Below are 17,436 nucleotides of genomic sequence, written 5' to 3'. Positions count from 1 at the left end.
AGGGCTAAGTTGATAGCTCTGTTCGTCCCGTCAGGTCCGTAGCCGTGCGGACCATAAGGAGTCGTGTCATGTCATCGCTTGATAGCCTGAGTACCCTTAAAACTCTTGAAATAGACAGTAAAACCTACCACTACTTCAGCCTGCCCGAAGCCGCCAAGCGCTTGGGCGACCTCGATAAGCTGCCGATGTCGCTCAAGGTGCTGCTGGAAAACCTGCTGCGCTGGGAAGACGGTAAGACCGTCACTGGCGCCGACCTCAAGGCCATTGCCGCCTGGCTCAAGGAGCGTCAGTCCGACCGTGAGATCCAGTACCGCCCCGCACGGGTGTTGATGCAAGACTTTACCGGTGTGCCCGCCGTGGTCGACCTGGCCGCCATGCGCGCCGCCGTGGCCAAGGCCGGTGGCGACCCGCAGCGTATCAACCCGCTGTCGCCGGTGGATTTGGTGATCGACCACTCGGTGATGGTCGACAAGTTCGGCAACGCCGACGCCTTCGAGCAAAACGTCGACATCGAGATGCAGCGCAACGGCGAACGCTACGCCTTCCTGCGTTGGGGCCAGAGCGCCTTCGATAACTTCAGCGTGGTGCCACCGGGCACTGGCATCTGCCACCAGGTCAACCTCGAATACCTCGGCCGCACCGTGTGGACCAAGGACGAAGACGGCCGCACCTACGCCTTCCCCGACACCTTGGTCGGCACCGACTCCCACACCACCATGATCAACGGCCTCGGCGTACTCGGCTGGGGCGTGGGCGGGATCGAAGCGGAAGCTGCGATGCTCGGCCAGCCGGTGTCGATGCTGATCCCGGAAGTGATCGGCTTCAAGCTCACCGGCAAATTGAAGGAAGGCATCACCGCCACCGACCTGGTGCTGACCGTGACCCAGATGCTGCGCAAGAAAGGCGTGGTGGGTAAATTCGTCGAGTTCTACGGCGATGGTCTGGCCGACCTGCCGTTGGCCGACCGCGCCACCATTGCCAACATGGCCCCGGAATACGGCGCCACCTGCGGCTTTTTCCCGGTGGATGAGGTAACGCTGGACTACCTGCGCTTGTCTGGCCGACCTACGGAAACCGTAAAACTGGTTGAGGCCTACACCAAGGCGCAGGGCCTGTGGCGCAATGCCGGCCAGGAGCCGGTATTCACCGACAGCCTGGCGCTGGACATGGGCAGCGTCGAAGCCAGCCTCGCCGGGCCAAAACGCCCACAGGACCGAGTGTCGCTGCCAAATGTCGGCCAGGCATTCAGCGACTTCCTCGACCTGCAGTTCAAACCCACCAACAAGGAAGAAGGTCGCCTCGAAAGCGAAGGCGGCGGCGGGGTTGCCGTGGGCAATGCCGACCTGGTGGGCGAAACCGACTACGAATACGACGGCCACACTTACCGCCTGAAAAACGGTGCCGTGGTGATCGCCGCGATCACCTCCTGCACCAACACCTCCAACCCCAGTGTGATGATGGCGGCCGGGCTGGTGGCGAAAAAGGCTGTGGAAAAGGGCCTCACCCGAAAACCTTGGGTGAAAACCTCGCTCGCCCCGGGCTCCAAGGTGGTCACTGATTACTACAAGGCCGCAGGTCTGACCCACTATCTGGATAAACTCGGCTTCGACTTGGTGGGTTACGGCTGCACCACGTGCATCGGCAACTCCGGGCCGTTGCCCGAGCCGATCGAGAAAGCCATCCAGAAAGCTGACCTTGCCGTAGCGTCGGTGCTCTCCGGCAACCGCAACTTCGAAGGCCGCGTGCATCCGCTGGTCAAGACCAACTGGCTGGCGTCACCGCCCCTGGTCGTGGCTTATGCCCTGGCCGGCACCGTGCGTATCGATATCAGCAGCGAACCGCTGGGTAACGATCAAGCGGGCAATCCGGTCTATCTGAAAGACATCTGGCCCACCAGCCAGGAAATTGCCGACGCCGTCGCTCAAGTCACCACGGGGATGTTCCACAAGGAATACGCCGAAGTGTTTGCCGGTGACGAACAGTGGCAAGCGATTGAAGTGCCGCAAGCCGCGACGTACGTGTGGCAGAAAGACTCCACCTACATCCAGCACCCGCCATTCTTCGACGATATTTCCGGGCCTCTGCCGGTGATCAAGGACGTCAAAGGCGCGAATGTGCTGGCGATGCTGGGAGACTCGGTCACCACTGACCACATCTCCCCCGCCGGCAACATCAAAACCGACAGCCCTGCAGGCCGTTACCTGCGCGAACAAGGCGTGGAGCCACGCGACTTCAACTCCTATGGCTCACGCCGAGGCAACCATGAAGTGATGATGCGCGGCACCTTTGCCAACATCCGCATCCGCAATGAAATGCTCGGCGGCGAGGAAGGCGGTAATACGCTGTATATCCCTACCGGCGAGAAAATGCCGATCTACGACGCCGCGATGAAATACCAGGCTTCGGCCACGCCGCTGGTGGTGATTGCCGGCCAGGAATACGGCACAGGCTCAAGCCGTGACTGGGCGGCCAAAGGCACCAACCTGCTGGGTGTGAAGGCCGTGATTGCCGAGAGTTTCGAACGGATTCACCGCTCCAACCTGGTGGGCATGGGCGTGTTGCCGCTGCAGTTCAAGCTGGACCAGAACCGCAAGTCGCTGAAGCTGACGGGCAAGGAGCAGGTCGACATTCTTGGGCTGACGGAGGCAGAGATCGTGCCGCGCATGAACCTGACGCTGGTGATTACGCGGGAGGATGGCAGTACAGAGAAGCTAGAGGTGCTGTGCCGGATTGATACGTTGAATGAAGTGGAATACTTCAAGGCGGGGGGCATTCTGCACTACGTACTGCGCCAACTGATCGCGTCCTAACAAACGCTGAAGATCAAATGTGGGAGCGGGCTTGCTCCCTCCCACATTTTTGACCGCGTTCCGATCAGAACAGCCACTTCCACAGCAGCACCAGCACGACGACCGCCAACACCGGCCGGGCAATCCGGTACGCCTTGGGATGCTTGCGCTTCCACTGCTTCACCACACCGCTGAACGTGTCACTGAACGTCTTGCTCCAGGCATACGCCTGGTTGATCCCACCCACCCGCTCGTCATCCAGGTTCTGCGGTGCAGTCGCGCGGCCCAACTGCTTGCTGACCCAGCGGTTGACGCGGGTCATCACGCGGTTGCTCAGCGGCCGCTCAATGTCGCAGAACAGAATCACACGGGTCTGCTCGGTTTCGTTCTTGACCCAGTGCACGTAGGTTTCGTCGAACATCACGTCGTCACCGTCGCGCCAGGCGTATTCCTCGCCGTCAACAAAGATCCGGCAGGCGTCGGAATTCGGCGTGGACAACCCCAGGTGGTAACGCAGCGAGCCGGCAAACGGGTCGCGATGCGGGTTGAGGTGGCTGCCGCCAGGCAACAGCGCGAACATCGCGCCTTTCACGTTAGGAATGCTGCTCACCAGTGCTACGGTTTTCGGGCACAGTGCCTCGGCCGACGGCAGGGGTTTGTCGTACCACTTGAGGTAGAAACGCTTCCAGCCCTTCTTGAAGAACGACCCGAAGCCAGCGTCGTTGTTCTTTTCGGCAGCGCGGATGTAACCCTCGTCGAACAGGTGCATGGCCTCTTCGCGGATCACTTCCCAGTTGTCCTTGAGCACGTCCAGTTCCGGGAACTTGCTGCGGTCCAGGTACGGTTTGGACGGCACCGCCGAGAACAGGTACATCAAGGCGTTATACGGAGCGAACAGCGCCGAATGGTTGACGAATTGGCGCAACATCGGCAAACGGGCCTTACCGCGCAGGTGCACATACAGCGTGCTGCCAATAAACAACAGCAACACCGACAGTTTGGCGGCCAAAGAAAAGGTCATGCAGCAACTCCTGGAAATAAGCGCCTGGCCAACAGCAGACGTAGCAGCCGGCCATGATAAACATTTGGGCCAGTATGCAGAAGGCCTAGCTTACCTGCGCTGATTCACATCAAGCCTGGTTTTCCTGTTCGGTAAACAAATCGCTGAACAGCATGCTCGACAGGTAACGCTCACCGGAGTCCGGCAGAATCACCACGATGGTCTTGCCTTGCATTTCCGGCTTCTCGGCCAGGCGCACCGCCACGGCCATCGCGGCGCCGCAGGAGATGCCGCACAGAATCCCTTCTTCCTGCATCAGACGCCGGGCCATGGCCTTGGATTCGTCGTCGGTGACCAGCTCCACGCGGTCGACCATCGACAGGTCGAGGTTTTTCGGCACGAAACCGGCGCCGATGCCCTGAATCTTGTGCGGGCTCGGCTTGATTTCCTCACCGGCCAGCGCCTGGGTGATCACCGGCGACACGATTGGCTCGACGGCCACCGACAGAATCGGCTTGCCCTGAATGTTCTTGATATAGCGCGACACGCCGGTGATGGTGCCGCCGGTACCCACGCCCGCGACCAGCACGTCCACGGCGCCATCGGTGTCATTCCAGATTTCCGGGCCGGTGGTTTTTTCGTGGATCGCCGGATTCGCCGGGTTTTCGAATTGAGCCGGCATGAAATAAGTGGCCGGATCGCTGGCGACGATTTCGCCAGCCTTTTCGATAGCGCCCTTCATGCCCTTGGCCGGTTCGGTCAGCACCAATTCGGCCCCCAGGGCCTTGAGCACTTTGCGCCGCTCGATACTCATGGACGCCGGCATAGTCAGCAGCAATTTATAGCCACGTGCAGCGGCCACAAACGCCAGGCCGATGCCGGTGTTGCCGGAGGTGGGTTCGACAATGGTCATGCCCGGCTTGAGTTTGCCGGTGCTTTCAGCGTCCCAGATCATGTTTGCGCCAATGCGGCATTTCACCGAGTAACCTGGGTTACGCCCCTCGATCTTGGCCAGAATGGTCACGCCACGCGGTGCGATACGGTTGATCTGAACCAGGGGCGTATTACCGATGGAGTGCGCGTTGTCTGCAAAGATACGGCTCATGACGGGTCCTATTTGGCAGTTTCCAGAAAGCCCCAAGGGTATGCCTCACCTCTCGAAGCGTCCAGTCGGAGGAACGTTGGCGCATTCAAAACAGTCAACCTCCTAACTGCAAGGAGATCTGCACCATGAAACGTCGTTACAGTTGGCCGCTATGGACCGTCGCCGGGCTGGTGGTGGTATTGGTTGCCTTGAACATCGCGCTGCCCTATCTGGTGCGCAACTATTTGAATGAAAAGCTCGCCGACATGGGGGACTACCGTGGCGAAGTCACTGATGTGGACTTGGCGTTGTGGCGCGGTGCCTATCGCATCAATGGCCTGAAGATCGTCAAGGTCGACGGCAAGGTGCCCGTACCGTTCGTCAACGCGCCGTTGATCGAATTTGCCGTGAGCTGGCACTCGTTGTGGTACGACCATGCGGTGGTCGCCGAGGGGCATTTCGTCAAGCCGGAGCTCAACTTCGTCGACGGCGGCGCCAACAAGCAGGCGTCACAGACGGGTGAAGGCACCGACTGGCAGGAACAGTTGAGAAAACTGCTGCCGATCACCCTGAATGAAATGCGCATTGAAGACGGCAAGATTTCGTTCCACAACTTCAATTCCAAACCGCCGGTGAACATCAACACCACCTCGGTCAATGCCAGTTTCTACAACCTCACCAACGTGGTGGACGTCAAAGGCAAGCGCGACGCGCGCTTCGAAGGCAAGGCCTTGCTGCAAGGCCAGGCGCCACTGGAGGCCACGGCGACGTTTGATCCGCTGAGCGACTTTGAAGAATTCGAGTTGCGCTTCCGCGCTCGCGACCTGCAGCTCAAGCGCATGAATGACTTCGCCTCGGCCTACGGCAAGTTCGACTTCAAGGCCGGCACCGGCGACGTGGTGATCGAAGCCCAGGCCGAAAAAGGCCAACTGACGGGTTACATCAAACCGCTGCTGCGCAACGTGGAAGTGTTCGACTGGAAGCAGGACGTGGAGAACAAGGACAAGAACGTCTTCCGCTCGATCTGGGAAGCCGTGGTCGGCGCCAGTGAAACAGTGCTGAAAAACCAGAGCAAAAACCAGTTCGCCAGCCGCGTCGAGCTCAGTGGCAGCGTGCACCAGCAAGATGTCAGCGCGTTCTCGGCCTTTATCTCGATTTTGCGTAATGGATTCATCCAGGCATTCAATGCGCGATATGAACAGCCCAAGCCCTCGGCGGACTAGGCCTGACTGACCATTCAGAGACTGAATAGCCCGTCTGCGTTCACAGTCGCCAGGGCTGCGCGGTATAGTCCGGCCATTGATGAATTCGAGGAAACACCGATGAAGTTCGAAGGCACCCAGGCCTACGTTGCCACCGACGACCTGAAACTGGCCGTCAACGCCGCCATCACCCTGGAGCGACCGTTGCTGGTCAAGGGCGAGCCTGGCACGGGCAAGACCATGCTTGCCGAGCAACTGGCCGATTCCTTCGGCGCCAAACTGATCACCTGGCACATCAAGTCCACCACCAAGGCCCATCAGGGCCTCTACGAGTACGACGCGGTCAGCCGCCTGCGCGACTCGCAACTGGGCGTGGATAAGGTGCACGACGTGCGCAACTACTTGAAGAAGGGCAAGCTCTGGGAAGCCTTCGAGTCCGAAGAGCGGGTAATCCTGCTGATCGATGAAATCGACAAGGCCGACATCGAGTTCCCCAACGACCTGCTGCAAGAACTCGACAAGATGGAGTTCTACGTCTACGAAATCGATGAGACCATCAAGGCGAAGAAGCGCCCGATCATCATCATTACCTCCAACAACGAAAAAGAGCTGCCGGACGCGTTCCTGCGCCGCTGCTTCTTCCATTACATCGCCTTCCCCGACCGCACCACCCTGCAAAAGATCGTCGATGTGCACTACCCCGACATCAAGAAAGACCTGGTCAGCGAAGCGCTGGACGTGTTCTTCGACGTGCGCAAAGTACCCGGGCTGAAGAAAAAACCGTCCACCTCCGAACTGGTCGACTGGCTCAAGCTGCTGATGGCCGACAACATCGGCGAAGCCGTGCTGCGCGAGCGCGACCCGACCAAGGCCATCCCGCCGCTGGCCGGTGCGCTGGTGAAGAACGAGCAAGACGTGCAGTTGCTGGAGCGTCTGGCGTTCATGAGCCGTCGCGGTAATCGCTGATGCTGCTCAACCTGTTCAACGAGATGCGCGCCGCCAAGGTGCCAGTGTCGGTGCGCGAGCTGCTCGACCTGATCAACGCGCTGAAACAGCGCGTGACCTTCGCCGACATGGACGAGTTTTACTACTTGGCCCGGGCAATCCTGGTAAAGGACGAACGGCATTTCGACAAGTTTGACCGCGCCTTCGGCGCGTATTTCAACGGCCTGGAAAAACTCGACGACCACCTGCAGGCACTGATCCCCGAAGACTGGTTGCGCAAGGAATTCGAACGCTCGCTGAGCGATGAGGAACGCGCGCAGATCCAGTCCCTCGGCGGCCTCGACAAATTGATCGAGGAATTCAAGAAACGCCTGGAAGAACAGAAGGAACGCCACGCCGGCGGCAACAAATGGATTGGCACCGGCGGCACCAGCCCGTTCGGTTCCGGCGGCTACAACCCCGAGGGTATTCGTGTCGGCGATGCTGGCAAGCGCCAGGGCAAGGCGGTGAAAGTCTGGGACCAGCGCGAGTACAAGAACCTCGACGACCAGGTCGAGCTGGGCACGCGCAACATCAAAATCGCCCTGCGCCGCCTGCGCAAATTCGCGCGCCAGGGTGCGGCTGAAGAGCTGGACATTGACGGCACCATCGACCACACCGCCCGCGATGCCGGGCTGCTGAATATCCAAATGCGCCCGGAGCGACGCAACACCATCAAGCTGTTGCTGCTGTTCGACATCGGCGGCTCGATGGATGCCCACGTGAAAATCTGCGAAGAGCTGTTCTCCGCGTGCAAGACCGAGTTCAAACACCTGGAGTACTTCTACTTCCACAATTTTGTGTACGAATCGGTGTGGAAGAACAACCTGCGCCGCACGTCCGAGCGCACGTCAACCCAGGACCTGCTGCACAAGTATGGCGCCGATTACAAAGTGATCTTTATCGGCGACGCGTCGATGGCGCCGTATGAGATTACCCAGGCGGGTGGCAGCGTCGAGCACTGGAATGAAGAGCCGGGTTATGTGTGGATGCAGCGCTTCATGGCCAAGTACAAAAAGCTGATCTGGATTAACCCGTATCCGAAGGATACCTGGGGGTATACGGCGTCGACGGGGATTGTGCGGGAGTTGGTGGAGGATCAGATGTATCCGTTGACCCTGCGGGGGTTGGAAGAAGGGATGCGGTTTCTCTCCAAATAAACGGCGCGCCCACATTTTGAAAAGCGCCGTTAGTTAAATCGGCGCAAATACTCAATGTGCTGCTGGTAGGCTGTCGGTTGTACGACCGGCGCCAACTTCACCTTCTCTCCCGGCAAGCACTGCGCCAATCGCGCCAGCGACAGCGGCGTCAACGCCCCCAGACGCGGATACCCCCCAATCGTCTGCCGATCATTAAGCAACACAATCGGCTGCCCATCCGGCGGCACCTGGATCGCCCCCAGCGCAATCCCCTCGGAAATCAACGACGGTCCCTGGTACTGCAACGGCGTGCCCAGCAAGCGCATGCCCATACGGTCGGCGCGGCTGTCGAGGGCCCATTCGGTGTTGAACGCATCGAACAGGCTTTGGCCGCTGAACTGACCGATCTGCGCGCCGACAATCACGTCCAGCGGTTTACCGGATGGCACCTCCTGGGCATTCATCACCTTCATTGCACCGCCTGTACCGGAATAGACCAGGCGCCCGCCTTCGGCCAGCGCCTTGCCAAAACCGTCTACCCCGCCCAATTCCTCCCGCACAACGGTGGCGCAACTGCCCAGCACATCCGGCGCATCAAACCCGCCCGGCGCCGCCAGGTACGCGCGCGCACCACTGAAAGGCTGGGTGAAGCGCAAACGCTGGCCCTTTTGCAGGATAAAACTGCGGCCGGGGCTGATGGCGCGCTCGTCGACATACGCACCCAGGTCTGCACCGGCCAGAGCCAGCAGGCAATAATCGTCGGCTTGCACGGTAAAGCCGCCGAGAGTGATTTCCACCACTGGCGCGTCCAGTGCGTTGCCCAGCAGCCAGTTGGCCCAGGACATCGACACCCAATCCAGCGCGCCGCCCTGGGTCACGCCCAAGTGGCGCACGCCAAAGCGACCGGCGTCCTGCAGCAGGCACAGCGGCGTGCTGGCCTCGATGATCAAGCGGCTCATGCCTGTGCCTCCAACGGCGTGTCATCGCCACCTAATTTGATGAACTGGGCGTGATCAACCGGTTCGAAACGTACGGTGTCGCCCGGTTGCATCAGGCTGTAGCCGTCGCGATCACGGTCGAACAGCTTGGCCGGGGTGCGGCCGATCAGGTTCCAGCCGCCCGGGGATACCACCGGGTAGGCGGCGGTTTGCCGTTCGGCGATGCCCACGCTGCCGGCCGCCACGCGCTTGCGCGGGGTGTTGAGGCGTGGCGTGGCGAGGATTTCATCCACCAGCCCCATAAAGGCAAAGCCAGGCGCGAAGCCAAGGGCGAACACCTGATATTCGTGGGCGCTGTGGCGGCGGATCACGTCGTCGATGGCCAGCCCGCTGCGTTGGCTGAGCAAGGTCAATTCCGGGCCGACGCTCAGGTCGTACCACACCGGCAGCACGTGGCGCTGGCCGCCGCCCTGGGCTTGCGGCTGCAGGTCGGTGAGGGCGTGAGTGATCAGCTCCCGTGCCTGGGCTGGGCTCAAGACGGTGAGGTCGTAATGCACCATCAAGGTGGTGTACGACGGCACCAGGTCCACCAATGCCGCGCCAAACCCGCTGCGCAGGCGCTGGCTAGCGGCGAGCATCCAGGGCATGTTGGCTTCGGCGATTGCATCAAACAGACGTACCATCAGGCAGTCGATGGCCACCACTTCAATACGTGGCTTCATGCTGGTTTCAAGGCCTCGCGGATGCGCTGTACAGCTGCGACGGAACTGGCGTTGTCGCCGTGCACGCACAGGGTATTGGCCTGTAAGGCCAGCGGGCTGCCGTCGCTGGCGGTGAGCGCTTCGCCACGGGAAATGGTCAGGGCTTGCTGCACGATGGTCTCAGAGTCGTGGTGCACCGCGCCGGGCAACTGGCGGGACACCAGATGGCCATTGTTGTCGTAGGCCCGGTCGGCGAAGGCTTCGAACCACAGGGTCACCCCATATTCGTTACCCAACGCCTGGGCCACGCTGTTGTCGCGAGTGGCCAGCAGCATCAGCGGCAGCTCGCCATAAGCGGCGACGGCCTGGATCACGGCGCGCAACTGCATAGGGTTGGCCATCATGTCGTTGTACATCGCGCCGTGGGGTTTAACGTAGCTGACCCGTCCACCTTGCGCCCGGCACATACCTTCAAGGGCGCCGATCTGATAGTGCAACAGGTCCTGGATTTCCTGCGCAGTGTAAGCCATGGAGCGGCGGCCGAAGCCCTGCAGGTCCTGGTAGGCTGGGTGCGCGCCGATTTGCACGCCGTGCTTGAGCGCCAGGCTGACGGTTTTGCGCATGATGCTCGGGTCACCGGCATGGAAGCCGCACGCCACGTTGGCGCAATCAATGAACGGCATGATCTCGGCGTCCAGACCCATGGCCCAGTTGCCGAAGCTTTCGCCAATATCGCAATTCAGTAGCAAACGGCTCACGGTAGGTGCTCCTGTAGGCTTTGTTTTTTTGTAGTGTGGGATTTTTTACGCAGAACTCGCAACTTGTCCTGACACCCCAACGGCGCTTATCGTGGAATAGCTCGATTTTTGGCGCTGGCCCGGTGCGGCGTCCAACTAATAAAAACCGATCCATGCATAAGAAAAAGTTGATCCCATGAATTTGAAGTTTCTCGAAACCTTCGTCTGGGTGGCCAAACTCAAGAGTTTCCGCCTGACCGCCGAGAAGTTGTTCACCACCCAGGCCTCGATCTCAAGCCGCATCGCCGTGCTGGAAAACGAGCTGGGGGTGAAGTTGTTTCTGCGTGACTCACGCGGCGTGAGCCTGACCCCGGAAGGCTTGAAGGTGCTCGATTATGCCGAGCAGATGCTGGTGACCCTGCAGGGTTTGAAGCAGTCCCTGGAGACCACCAGCAGCAAGGTCGGGCGCATCCGCATCGGCGCCATGGACACGGTGATCCACACGTGGCTCAGCCCGCTGGTGGCGGAACTGATGGACCATTTCCCATTGGTAGAAATCGAGTTGGTCGCCGATACCGCCCTGAACCTCAGCGATCAACTGCAAAAAGGCTTCCTCGACCTGATCCTGCAAACCGACCTGCTGCGCCTCGAAAGCGTACGCAGCCTGGAGCTGGCCAGCCACCCCATGGCGTGGATCGTCGCCAGCCAATCGATCTACAATCGGGATTACGCTTCCCTCGCCGAACTGGCCCAGGAGCGCATCATCACCTACTCGAAAAATTCCCACCCGCACCAGGACGTCATCAGCCTGATGCAGGCCAACGACGTGGCCGCGCCGCGGATGAACTGCGTGAACTCGGTGTCGGCGATTACCCGCTTGCTGCGCGATGGCTTTGGGATTGGTGCGTTGCCGCCGGTGCTGGTCAGAGAAGAGCTGGCGCGCGGGGAATTGGTGATGCTGCCGATGGCGCAGCGCTTGCCGAACTTGCAGGTGGTGGTGTCGTGGCGTGTGGGGGTGGAGTTGGTGGAGGAGATTGTGGGGTTGTGTCAGAAAGTCGTTGCCCGCTATGCCGGGGAAGTCGGTGAAGACAGAATGTTACTGACGAAACCCGATTAAAACTGTGGGAGCTGGCTGCCTGCGATAGCCATCGGTATCTACACATTCTAAATGTGATATCGCGTAGCAGAGGCTCGCTATGCCTAGGCTGCGATAGCGGTGCATCAGTCACTGATAAATAGCTATCGCAGGCAAGCCGGCTCCCACATTTGACCGCGTCGGTCTTTAGAGGCCTTTGAGGTCACGCTCTTCTATCGGCCGGCTCTGGCGCAGGCGCTTGCCGCCCAACACCACCCAGTCGATCAGGCGGAACAGGCATTCGATGCCAAACGACAACAGCATCGCCCCGCCCAACCCCCAGCCCATGGCTTCGGGGGTCAGCAGGATCTGGTAGCTGTAGCCATTCCAGGTTTCCTGGCGAATATCCGGGTCCGCCGCCACCGCCACTTGCAGGGCGCGGATGTACCAAGGCCCTTGCATCGCCTGGAACTGCTTGTCCAGCGCCACTTGGCGGTCAAGCATGGCGCCCAGGCTGTTGGCGTCGCTCTGGAACACGGGATCATCACTGGCGCGGTAATGCGCCACCAACGCCTGCAAGTCACCGTTGAAGAACTGCCGTGCGGTGGTTTCGAACCCGCTCAGGCCGGTCTGGGCCTCGATCAGGTGAGCCTCGACGCGCTTGGCGTAGTCGTTGATAAACCCGGGCACTTGCACGCCGACCAACAGGCCGATGGCAAACAGCACCAACCGCAGATAACTGAGCAACATGGTCGATATCCTTACTCGGTGATGCCCTGGCTGACGCATTCACCGCGTCGCCACAGGCTCCATTGGCCCGGTTCGTAACGGGTCCAGTTTTCGTTGTCGGTCAAAGGCTCGGTGGCGATCACGGTGACGACATCATTGGGTGTGGTTTCGGCCTGAAAATCGACGATCACGTCGACATCTTTCAAGCGCGCCGGCCCAAAAGGTGCGCGGCGGGTAATCTGCGCCAATTTGGTCGAGCAGTAGCAGAAAAGCCAGTCGCCATCGCTGAGCAGGCAGTTGAACACGCCTATGCTGCGGTATTCGGAACAGGCGGCAATCAGGTCCGGCAAGACGTTTTCAATCTCCACCGGCTCAGGAAAGACTTCGCGCACGCGATTGAGCAGATCGCAGAACGCCGCTTCGCTGTCGGTATCGCCCACCGGGCGGTAGAACGTGGCGCGGGGATTGAAGTCTGCCAGTTGGCCGTTATGTGCGAAGCACCAGTTGCGCCCCCACAGTTCGCGCACGAACGGATGGGTATTGGCCAAGCTGACCTTGCCGACATTGGCCTGGCGAATATGGCCAATCACCACTTCACTTTTGATCGGATAACGCTGTACCAGCAACGCGACTTCCGACTCACTGCTCGCAGCCGGGTCCTGGAACAAGCGCAGGCCACGCCCTTCATAAAACGCAATGCCCCAACCGTCGCGGTGCGGGCCGGTGCGCCCACCGCGCTGCATCAGCCCGGTAAAGCTGAACACGATGTCGGTGGGGACGTTGGCACTCATGCCCAATAATTCACACATGCCAGGGCTCTCGCTACAACGTTAAAGGCGTGGTTCGACCCGCATACCGCTCACAGGCTCAGGACGGCGGAAAGGTACGTCATCGTCATCGCTTTCAGGTTCAGCGGCCAATGCCGCATCGGCGGCGGCCTTGCGCTCACGGCGGGCGTTAGCGGCGCGCTCGATGGGCCAGCGGATCAACACGATCACGAGGTACACGCCAAAGGCAATCATGGTGTACATGAACAAATCGGAAATGGCCCGCCAGGCGTTGTTGCCGACCTTGAGCAACAGGTCCAGGGCGGTTATCGCCACGGCCGGCGCGAACTGGGTCTTGACCGGATCGACGATGGTCGGGCTGAGCAGCAGCACCGCCATCAGCAATTGCAACGGCTCGCGCAGCCAGCGCCAGATCCAGCGGGTCATGCGCCACCACACCAATAGGCAGCCCAAGGCAGCGAAGGCGTAAAGGCCCCAAGCAGTCAGATAGTCGTTCTCGGTCATGGTGTCCATGGCAAGGTTGGCAAACAGGCGGCTATGATAACGGCTTTTGCGTGTCGCGGCTGCAATGCCTGCCACCGTCTGCCAGATAGAGAATAATCCATGCCTATGTCGACCCCCCCGATTGCCCGCCAGGCCCAAGGCCCAGATCCGTACGCCTGGCTGCAAACGCGTGACAGCGCTGAGGTACTCGATTACCTCAAGGCCGAAAACGCCTGGCAGGAAGCCCAGCTCGCCGACCAGCAGGCGCTGCGCGAAAGCCTGTTCGAGGAGATCAAGGGGCGCATTCTCGAGACTGACCTGTCGCTGCCCTCCCCTTGGGGACCGTATCTTTACTACACCCGCACCACCGCCGGTGACGAATACGCCCGCCACTACCGCTGCCGCCGCCCGGATGACGACAGCAATCAGGTGGATGACAGCAGCGAAGAATTGCTGCTCGACCCGAACGTGCTCGCCAATGGCGGCTTCTTCTCCCTCGGCGCGTTCAGCATCAGCCCCGACCACCAGCGCCTGGCCTACAGCCTGGATACCAGCGGTGAAGAGGTCTACACCCTGTACGTGAAGGAATTGGCCAACGGCAAGGTCAGTGAACTGGAGTTCCAGGACTGCGACGGCAGCATGACTTGGGCCAATGACAGCCTGACCCTGTTCTTCGGCGAATTGGACGACACCCACCGTCCGCACAAACTCTACCGCTATCGCTTGGATGGGACGGCGGCGCAGGAAGTGTTCCATGAGCCGGACGGGCGTTTCTTCCTGCATTGCTACCGTTCCAGCTCCGAGCGCCAGTTGCTGCTGGCCCTGGGCAGCAAGACCACCAGCGAAATCTGGGCGCTGGACGCCGACCAGCCGCAACTGGACTTTACCTGCCTGGCGCCACGGGTCGAAGACCATGAATACGATGTCGACCACGGTCAGTTGAATGGCGCGTGGACCTGGTTTATCCGCAGCAACCGTGATGGCATCAACTACGCATTGTTCGTGGCGACCGACATTGGCGACGTGCCGACCGAGGCTGAGTGGCAAAACCTGATCCCCCACAGCGATGACGTCATGCTCGACGGCGTGAGCCTGAATGCCAGCGCCATGACCCTGAGCCTGCGCATTGGTGGGCTGCCCGTGATCGAAGTTCACCCGCAAGGCGTGCCGGCTTATCGGGTGGAATTGCCCGACGCCGCCTACAGCCTCTACGTTCAAAACAGCCTGGAATTTGTCAGCGATAAGATTCGCCTGCGCTATGAGGCGCTTAACCGCCCGGCCCAGGTTCGCCAGCTGGAACTGGCCAACGGCGCACAGCAGGTGCTCAAGGAAACCCCGGTGCTTGGCGTGTTCAATGCCGACGATTACGTCAGCCAGCGCCTGTGGGCCACCTCGGCGGACGGCACACAGGTGCCGATCAGCCTGGTGGTCAAGCGCGACCAGTTGGGCAAGCCTGTGCCGCTGTACCTGTACGGCTACGGCGCCTACGGTTCGAGCCTCGACCCGTGGTTTTCCCACGCACGCCTGAGCCTGCTCGACCGTGGCGTGGCCTTCGCCATTGCGCATGTGCGCGGCGGCGGTGAATTGGGCGAGGCCTGGTACCGCAATGGCAAGCAGGAGCACAAGCAGAACACTTTCAGCGACTTTATCGCCTGCGCCGAGCACTTGATCGCCAAGGGCCTGACCACCTCCAAACAACTGGCAATCAGCGGCGGCAGTGCCGGCGGCCTGTTGATCGGCGCCGTACTTAACCAGCGTCCGGAGCTGTTCCAGGCGGCGATTGCCGAAGTGCCTTTCGTCGACGTGCTTAACACCATGCTCGACCCGGAGTTGCCGTTGACCATCACCGAGTACGACGAGTGGGGCAACCCGCAAGAGCCCGAGGTGTATGCGCGCATCCAGGCCTATGCGCCGTATGAAAACGTCAGCGCCCAGGCCTACCCGGCCATGCTGGTGATCGCCGGCTACAACGACAGCCGCGTGCAATATTGGGAAGCGGCCAAGTGGGTGGCCAAGCTGCGCGCTACCAAGACCGACGACAACCTGCTGCTGCTCAAAACCGAATTGGGCGCCGGCCACGGTGGCATGAGTGGTCGTTACCAGGGATTACGTGACGTAGCACTCGAATATGGCTTTGTGTTCAAGGTACTGGGGCTGGTTTAAGGAACTTAGAGCGGCGGTTCTGTCTGAACACAGTACCGCCCTACATGATTGATGGTTCAAGATTGCAGCCATGACACTACCCACGCTTCTCAACGACGAAATCCGCGACATGCTCATGGACTGCGGCCTGTTCGACCCGCTGTTTCCGGAAGATTTTCACGTCGCCGCCGGCTACTTCAACATCAGCAGCATTGCCCGTGACGAAGCGATTTTTCTCGAGGGCGATGCCGGTACTTTCATGTGCATCATCCACAGCGGCCAGGTGGCGGTGCAAAAAACCAATAGCGACGGCCAACGCCTGACCATCGCCACCCTGCGCAGTGGCCGGGCCTTTGGTGAAATGGCCGTGCTTGACGGCGAGCGGCGCTCCGCCAGTTGCGTGGCCGCCAGTGACTGCGTGCTGCTCAACCTGGGCAAGGACGCCCTGGAAAAGATGCTCAACGAAACCCCCAGGGTTGCCGCCAAGATCATCCGTGCGATTGCCATCGCCCTGTCCAAGCGCCTGCGCATGGCCGATGGGCAGCTGCTATCGCAACAGTTTTAACCGCCGGGCGTCTTCGGTTTGCTGTCGTTCTGCTGCAGGCCGGGCACCGTCTGGTCCTTCGGCGGCGTCGGCAGCACGATGGGCGCAAGGGGCGGCGAGCCGTTAGTCTTGGGCATGGCCGGTGGGGTGACTTGCGGGTACAGCGTCGGCGTCGGCGTGCCCGGTGCACCTGGCGTAGGGGCCGGCGCAATCGGTACGGTTTGCAACGCCTGAGCCTGCGCTGTACCGGATGCGAGCGCGCTCAACACAATGACCGTTAGAATGCTGCACTTCATCGATGGCTCCATGGCCTGACCGGAATGTCACAAGGCTACTCCCAACCGCGCAAGAATGCCCTTCCCAATGAGATTTCCATGAAACGTTTCGTTCTGCTCGACACCACCCCGATCCCCGACAACGGCGGTGCCTTGTGCCTGTTCGAATACGGTGAAGATTTTGTCATCAAGATCCTGGGCGGTGACGGCGGCCAGTTGATGAACACGCGTATGCACGGTTCCGAAGATGCCTTGGCGCAAATCCCCTGCTGCAAAGTCGCCGGTCGCCCGGATTCGCGGGTATTGATCGGCGGGTTGGGCATGGGGTTTACCCTGGCTTCAGCCCTAAAGCACCTGGGCAAAACCGCCGAAGTGGTTGTTGCGGAGTTGGTGCCGGGCGTCGTGGAATGGAACCGTGGGCCGCTGGGAGAAAAATCCGGCCGCCCGCTACTGGACCCGCGCACGGTGATCCGTATGGAAGATGTAGCCAAGGTGCTGCAAGCCGAGCCCCAGGGCTTTGACGCGATCATGCTGGACGTCGACAACGGCCCCGAAGGCCTCACGCAAAAAGCCAACAGCTGGCTGTACTCCGCCGGAGGCCTGGCCGCCTGCGCCAAGGCCCTGCGCCCCAAAGGCGTGCTGGCCGTATGGTCGGCCAGCGCCGACAAGCTGTTCAGCGACAAACTGCGCAAGGCCGGTTTCAAAGCCGAGGAAGTGCAGGTGTTTGCCCATGGCAACAAGGGCACCCGGCACACCATCTGGATTGCGGAGAAGCTCAAGGGTTGATCACACCGCAGATCTAATGTGGGAGCGAGCAAGCCCGCTC

General features: G+C 60.6%; 17 protein-coding genes. 8 read left to right on the top strand and 9 right to left on the bottom strand.

Translation table 11 applies throughout. From position 1 onward, the window contains the following. The first annotated feature begins 68 nt into the window (after window positions 1-68). A complete protein-coding gene (gene acnA, locus AACY44_RS00495; protein ID WP_339529604.1) occupies window positions 69-2,810 on the top strand; it encodes an aconitate hydratase AcnA in 2,742 nt (913 codons plus the stop codon). Between the two features lie 64 nt (window positions 2,811-2,874). Here acnA and AACY44_RS00490 read toward each other — a convergent pair whose 3' ends face one another. Both AACY44_RS00490 and cysK read right to left on the bottom strand, forming a co-directional pair. Further along, a complete protein-coding gene (locus AACY44_RS00490; RefSeq protein WP_339414882.1) occupies window positions 2,875-3,810 on the bottom strand; it encodes an aspartyl/asparaginyl beta-hydroxylase domain-containing protein in 936 nt (311 codons plus the stop codon). A 109-nt stretch (window positions 3,811-3,919) separates the two neighbouring features. Continuing rightward, window positions 3,920-4,894: a cysteine synthase A gene (gene cysK / locus AACY44_RS00485; protein WP_339414883.1), complete on the bottom strand. Its 975-nt coding sequence runs from the start codon at window positions 4,892-4,894 to the stop codon at window positions 3,920-3,922. A 125-nt stretch (window positions 4,895-5,019) separates the two neighbouring features. Here cysK and AACY44_RS00480 point away from each other — a divergent pair, with 125 nt between their 5' ends. The 3 genes from AACY44_RS00480 (at window position 5,020) to AACY44_RS00470 (ending at window position 8,219) form a co-directional block, all read left to right on the top strand. After that, window positions 5,020-6,096: a DUF748 domain-containing protein gene (locus AACY44_RS00480; RefSeq protein WP_339529602.1), complete on the top strand. Its 1,077-nt coding sequence runs from the start codon at window positions 5,020-5,022 to the stop codon at window positions 6,094-6,096. Window positions 6,097-6,195: 99 nt separating this feature from the next. Beyond that, entirely contained in the window at window positions 6,196-7,041 is an 846-nt protein-coding gene (locus AACY44_RS00475) for an AAA family ATPase (RefSeq protein ID WP_339414885.1), read from the top strand. Beyond that, window positions 7,041-8,219 (top strand): vWA domain-containing protein, encoded by a 1,179-nt coding sequence (locus tag AACY44_RS00470; RefSeq protein ID WP_049709446.1) that lies wholly within the window; start codon window positions 7,041-7,043, stop codon window positions 8,217-8,219. Before AACY44_RS00475 ends, AACY44_RS00470 begins: the two co-directional genes overlap by 1 nt. A 29-nt stretch (window positions 8,220-8,248) precedes the next feature. On the opposite strand, the gene AACY44_RS00465 is transcribed toward AACY44_RS00470, so the two are convergent. The 3 genes from AACY44_RS00465 to AACY44_RS00455 are packed head-to-tail and all read right to left on the bottom strand — an operon-like array spanning window position 8,249 to window position 10,595. Further along, entirely contained in the window at window positions 8,249-9,157 is a 909-nt protein-coding gene (locus AACY44_RS00465; RefSeq protein WP_339414886.1) for a 5-oxoprolinase subunit C family protein, read from the bottom strand. Then, complete coding sequence (locus AACY44_RS00460) at window positions 9,154-9,858, bottom strand: 5-oxoprolinase subunit B family protein (RefSeq protein WP_339438705.1); 705 nt, start codon at window positions 9,856-9,858, stop codon at window positions 9,154-9,156. The genes AACY44_RS00465 and AACY44_RS00460 overlap by 4 nt, the downstream gene beginning before the upstream one ends. Further along, entirely contained in the window at window positions 9,855-10,595 is a 741-nt protein-coding gene (locus tag AACY44_RS00455; protein WP_339414888.1) for a 5-oxoprolinase subunit PxpA, read from the bottom strand. Before AACY44_RS00455 ends, AACY44_RS00460 begins: the two co-directional genes overlap by 4 nt. 175 nt (window positions 10,596-10,770) lie before the next feature. Here AACY44_RS00455 and AACY44_RS00450 point away from each other — a divergent pair, with 175 nt between their 5' ends. Beyond that, window positions 10,771-11,691, top strand: a complete 921-nt coding sequence (locus AACY44_RS00450; protein WP_339414889.1) for a LysR family transcriptional regulator — start codon at window positions 10,771-10,773, stop codon at window positions 11,689-11,691. A 165-nt stretch (window positions 11,692-11,856) separates the two neighbouring features. On the opposite strand, the gene AACY44_RS00445 is transcribed toward AACY44_RS00450, so the two are convergent. The 3 genes from AACY44_RS00445 to AACY44_RS00435 are packed head-to-tail and all read right to left on the bottom strand — an operon-like array spanning window position 11,857 to window position 13,745. After that, window positions 11,857-12,399 carry a DUF2937 family protein gene (locus AACY44_RS00445; protein ID WP_049709451.1) on the bottom strand — a complete coding sequence of 181 codons (543 nt, stop codon included), beginning with the start codon at window positions 12,397-12,399 and terminating at the stop codon, window positions 11,857-11,859. An 11-nt stretch (window positions 12,400-12,410) separates the two neighbouring features. Beyond that, window positions 12,411-13,187, bottom strand: coding sequence for a class II glutamine amidotransferase (locus AACY44_RS00440; RefSeq protein ID WP_339414890.1), 777 nt, complete (start codon window positions 13,185-13,187; stop codon window positions 12,411-12,413). Window positions 13,188-13,208: 21 nt separating this feature from the next. After that, window positions 13,209-13,745, bottom strand: a complete 537-nt coding sequence (locus AACY44_RS00435; RefSeq protein WP_339414891.1) for an MFS transporter — start codon at window positions 13,743-13,745, stop codon at window positions 13,209-13,211. 24 nt (window positions 13,746-13,769) lie between these two features. Between AACY44_RS00435 and AACY44_RS00430 the strand changes: the two genes are divergently transcribed. Then, a complete protein-coding gene (locus AACY44_RS00430) occupies window positions 13,770-15,812 on the top strand; it encodes a S9 family peptidase (protein WP_339414892.1) in 2,043 nt (680 codons plus the stop codon). A 70-nt stretch (window positions 15,813-15,882) separates the two neighbouring features. Beyond that, window positions 15,883-16,356, top strand: coding sequence for a cyclic nucleotide-binding domain-containing protein (locus tag AACY44_RS00425; protein WP_339414893.1), 474 nt, complete (start codon window positions 15,883-15,885; stop codon window positions 16,354-16,356). Here the strand turns inward: AACY44_RS00425 and AACY44_RS00420 are convergent. After that, complete coding sequence (locus AACY44_RS00420) at window positions 16,353-16,631, bottom strand: hypothetical protein (RefSeq protein ID WP_339414894.1); 279 nt, start codon at window positions 16,629-16,631, stop codon at window positions 16,353-16,355. The genes AACY44_RS00425 and AACY44_RS00420 overlap by 4 nt on opposite strands. A gap of 78 nt (window positions 16,632-16,709) precedes the next feature. Here AACY44_RS00420 and AACY44_RS00415 point away from each other — a divergent pair, with 78 nt between their 5' ends. Beyond that, entirely contained in the window at window positions 16,710-17,396 is a 687-nt protein-coding gene (locus AACY44_RS00415; RefSeq protein WP_339529599.1) for a spermidine synthase, read from the top strand. Window positions 17,397-17,436 lie beyond the last annotated feature (40 nt).

The organism is Pseudomonas sp. RA_15y_Pfl1_P11, assembly GCF_963970975.1.
Lineage (GTDB): Bacteria > Pseudomonadota > Gammaproteobacteria > Pseudomonadales > Pseudomonadaceae > Aquipseudomonas > Aquipseudomonas tritici.
This window is presented reverse-complemented; position numbering and strand designations above follow the sequence as displayed.

Coding starts and splice junctions, on each gene's coding strand:
- acnA (WP_339529604.1), top strand. CDS start 69: ATGTCATCGCTTGATAGCCTGAGTACCCTTAAAACTCTTGAAATAGAC.
- AACY44_RS00490 (WP_339414882.1), bottom strand. CDS start 3,810: ATGACCTTTTCTTTGGCCGCCAAACTGTCGGTGTTGCTGTTGTTTATT.
- cysK (WP_339414883.1), bottom strand. CDS start 4,894: ATGAGCCGTATCTTTGCAGACAACGCGCACTCCATCGGTAATACGCCC.
- AACY44_RS00480 (WP_339529602.1), top strand. CDS start 5,020: ATGAAACGTCGTTACAGTTGGCCGCTATGGACCGTCGCCGGGCTGGTG.
- AACY44_RS00475 (WP_339414885.1), top strand. CDS start 6,196: ATGAAGTTCGAAGGCACCCAGGCCTACGTTGCCACCGACGACCTGAAA.
- AACY44_RS00470 (WP_049709446.1), top strand. CDS start 7,041: ATGCTGCTCAACCTGTTCAACGAGATGCGCGCCGCCAAGGTGCCAGTG.
- AACY44_RS00465 (WP_339414886.1), bottom strand. CDS start 9,157: ATGAGCCGCTTGATCATCGAGGCCAGCACGCCGCTGTGCCTGCTGCAG.
- AACY44_RS00460 (WP_339438705.1), bottom strand. CDS start 9,858: ATGAAGCCACGTATTGAAGTGGTGGCCATCGACTGCCTGATGGTACGT.
- AACY44_RS00450 (WP_339414889.1), top strand. CDS start 10,771: ATGAATTTGAAGTTTCTCGAAACCTTCGTCTGGGTGGCCAAACTCAAG.
- AACY44_RS00445 (WP_049709451.1), bottom strand. CDS start 12,399: ATGTTGCTCAGTTATCTGCGGTTGGTGCTGTTTGCCATCGGCCTGTTG.
- AACY44_RS00440 (WP_339414890.1), bottom strand. CDS start 13,187: ATGTGTGAATTATTGGGCATGAGTGCCAACGTCCCCACCGACATCGTG.
- AACY44_RS00430 (WP_339414892.1), top strand. CDS start 13,770: ATGCCTATGTCGACCCCCCCGATTGCCCGCCAGGCCCAAGGCCCAGAT.
- AACY44_RS00425 (WP_339414893.1), top strand. CDS start 15,883: ATGACACTACCCACGCTTCTCAACGACGAAATCCGCGACATGCTCATG.
- AACY44_RS00420 (WP_339414894.1), bottom strand. CDS start 16,631: ATGAAGTGCAGCATTCTAACGGTCATTGTGTTGAGCGCGCTCGCATCC.
- AACY44_RS00415 (WP_339529599.1), top strand. CDS start 16,710: ATGAAACGTTTCGTTCTGCTCGACACCACCCCGATCCCCGACAACGGC.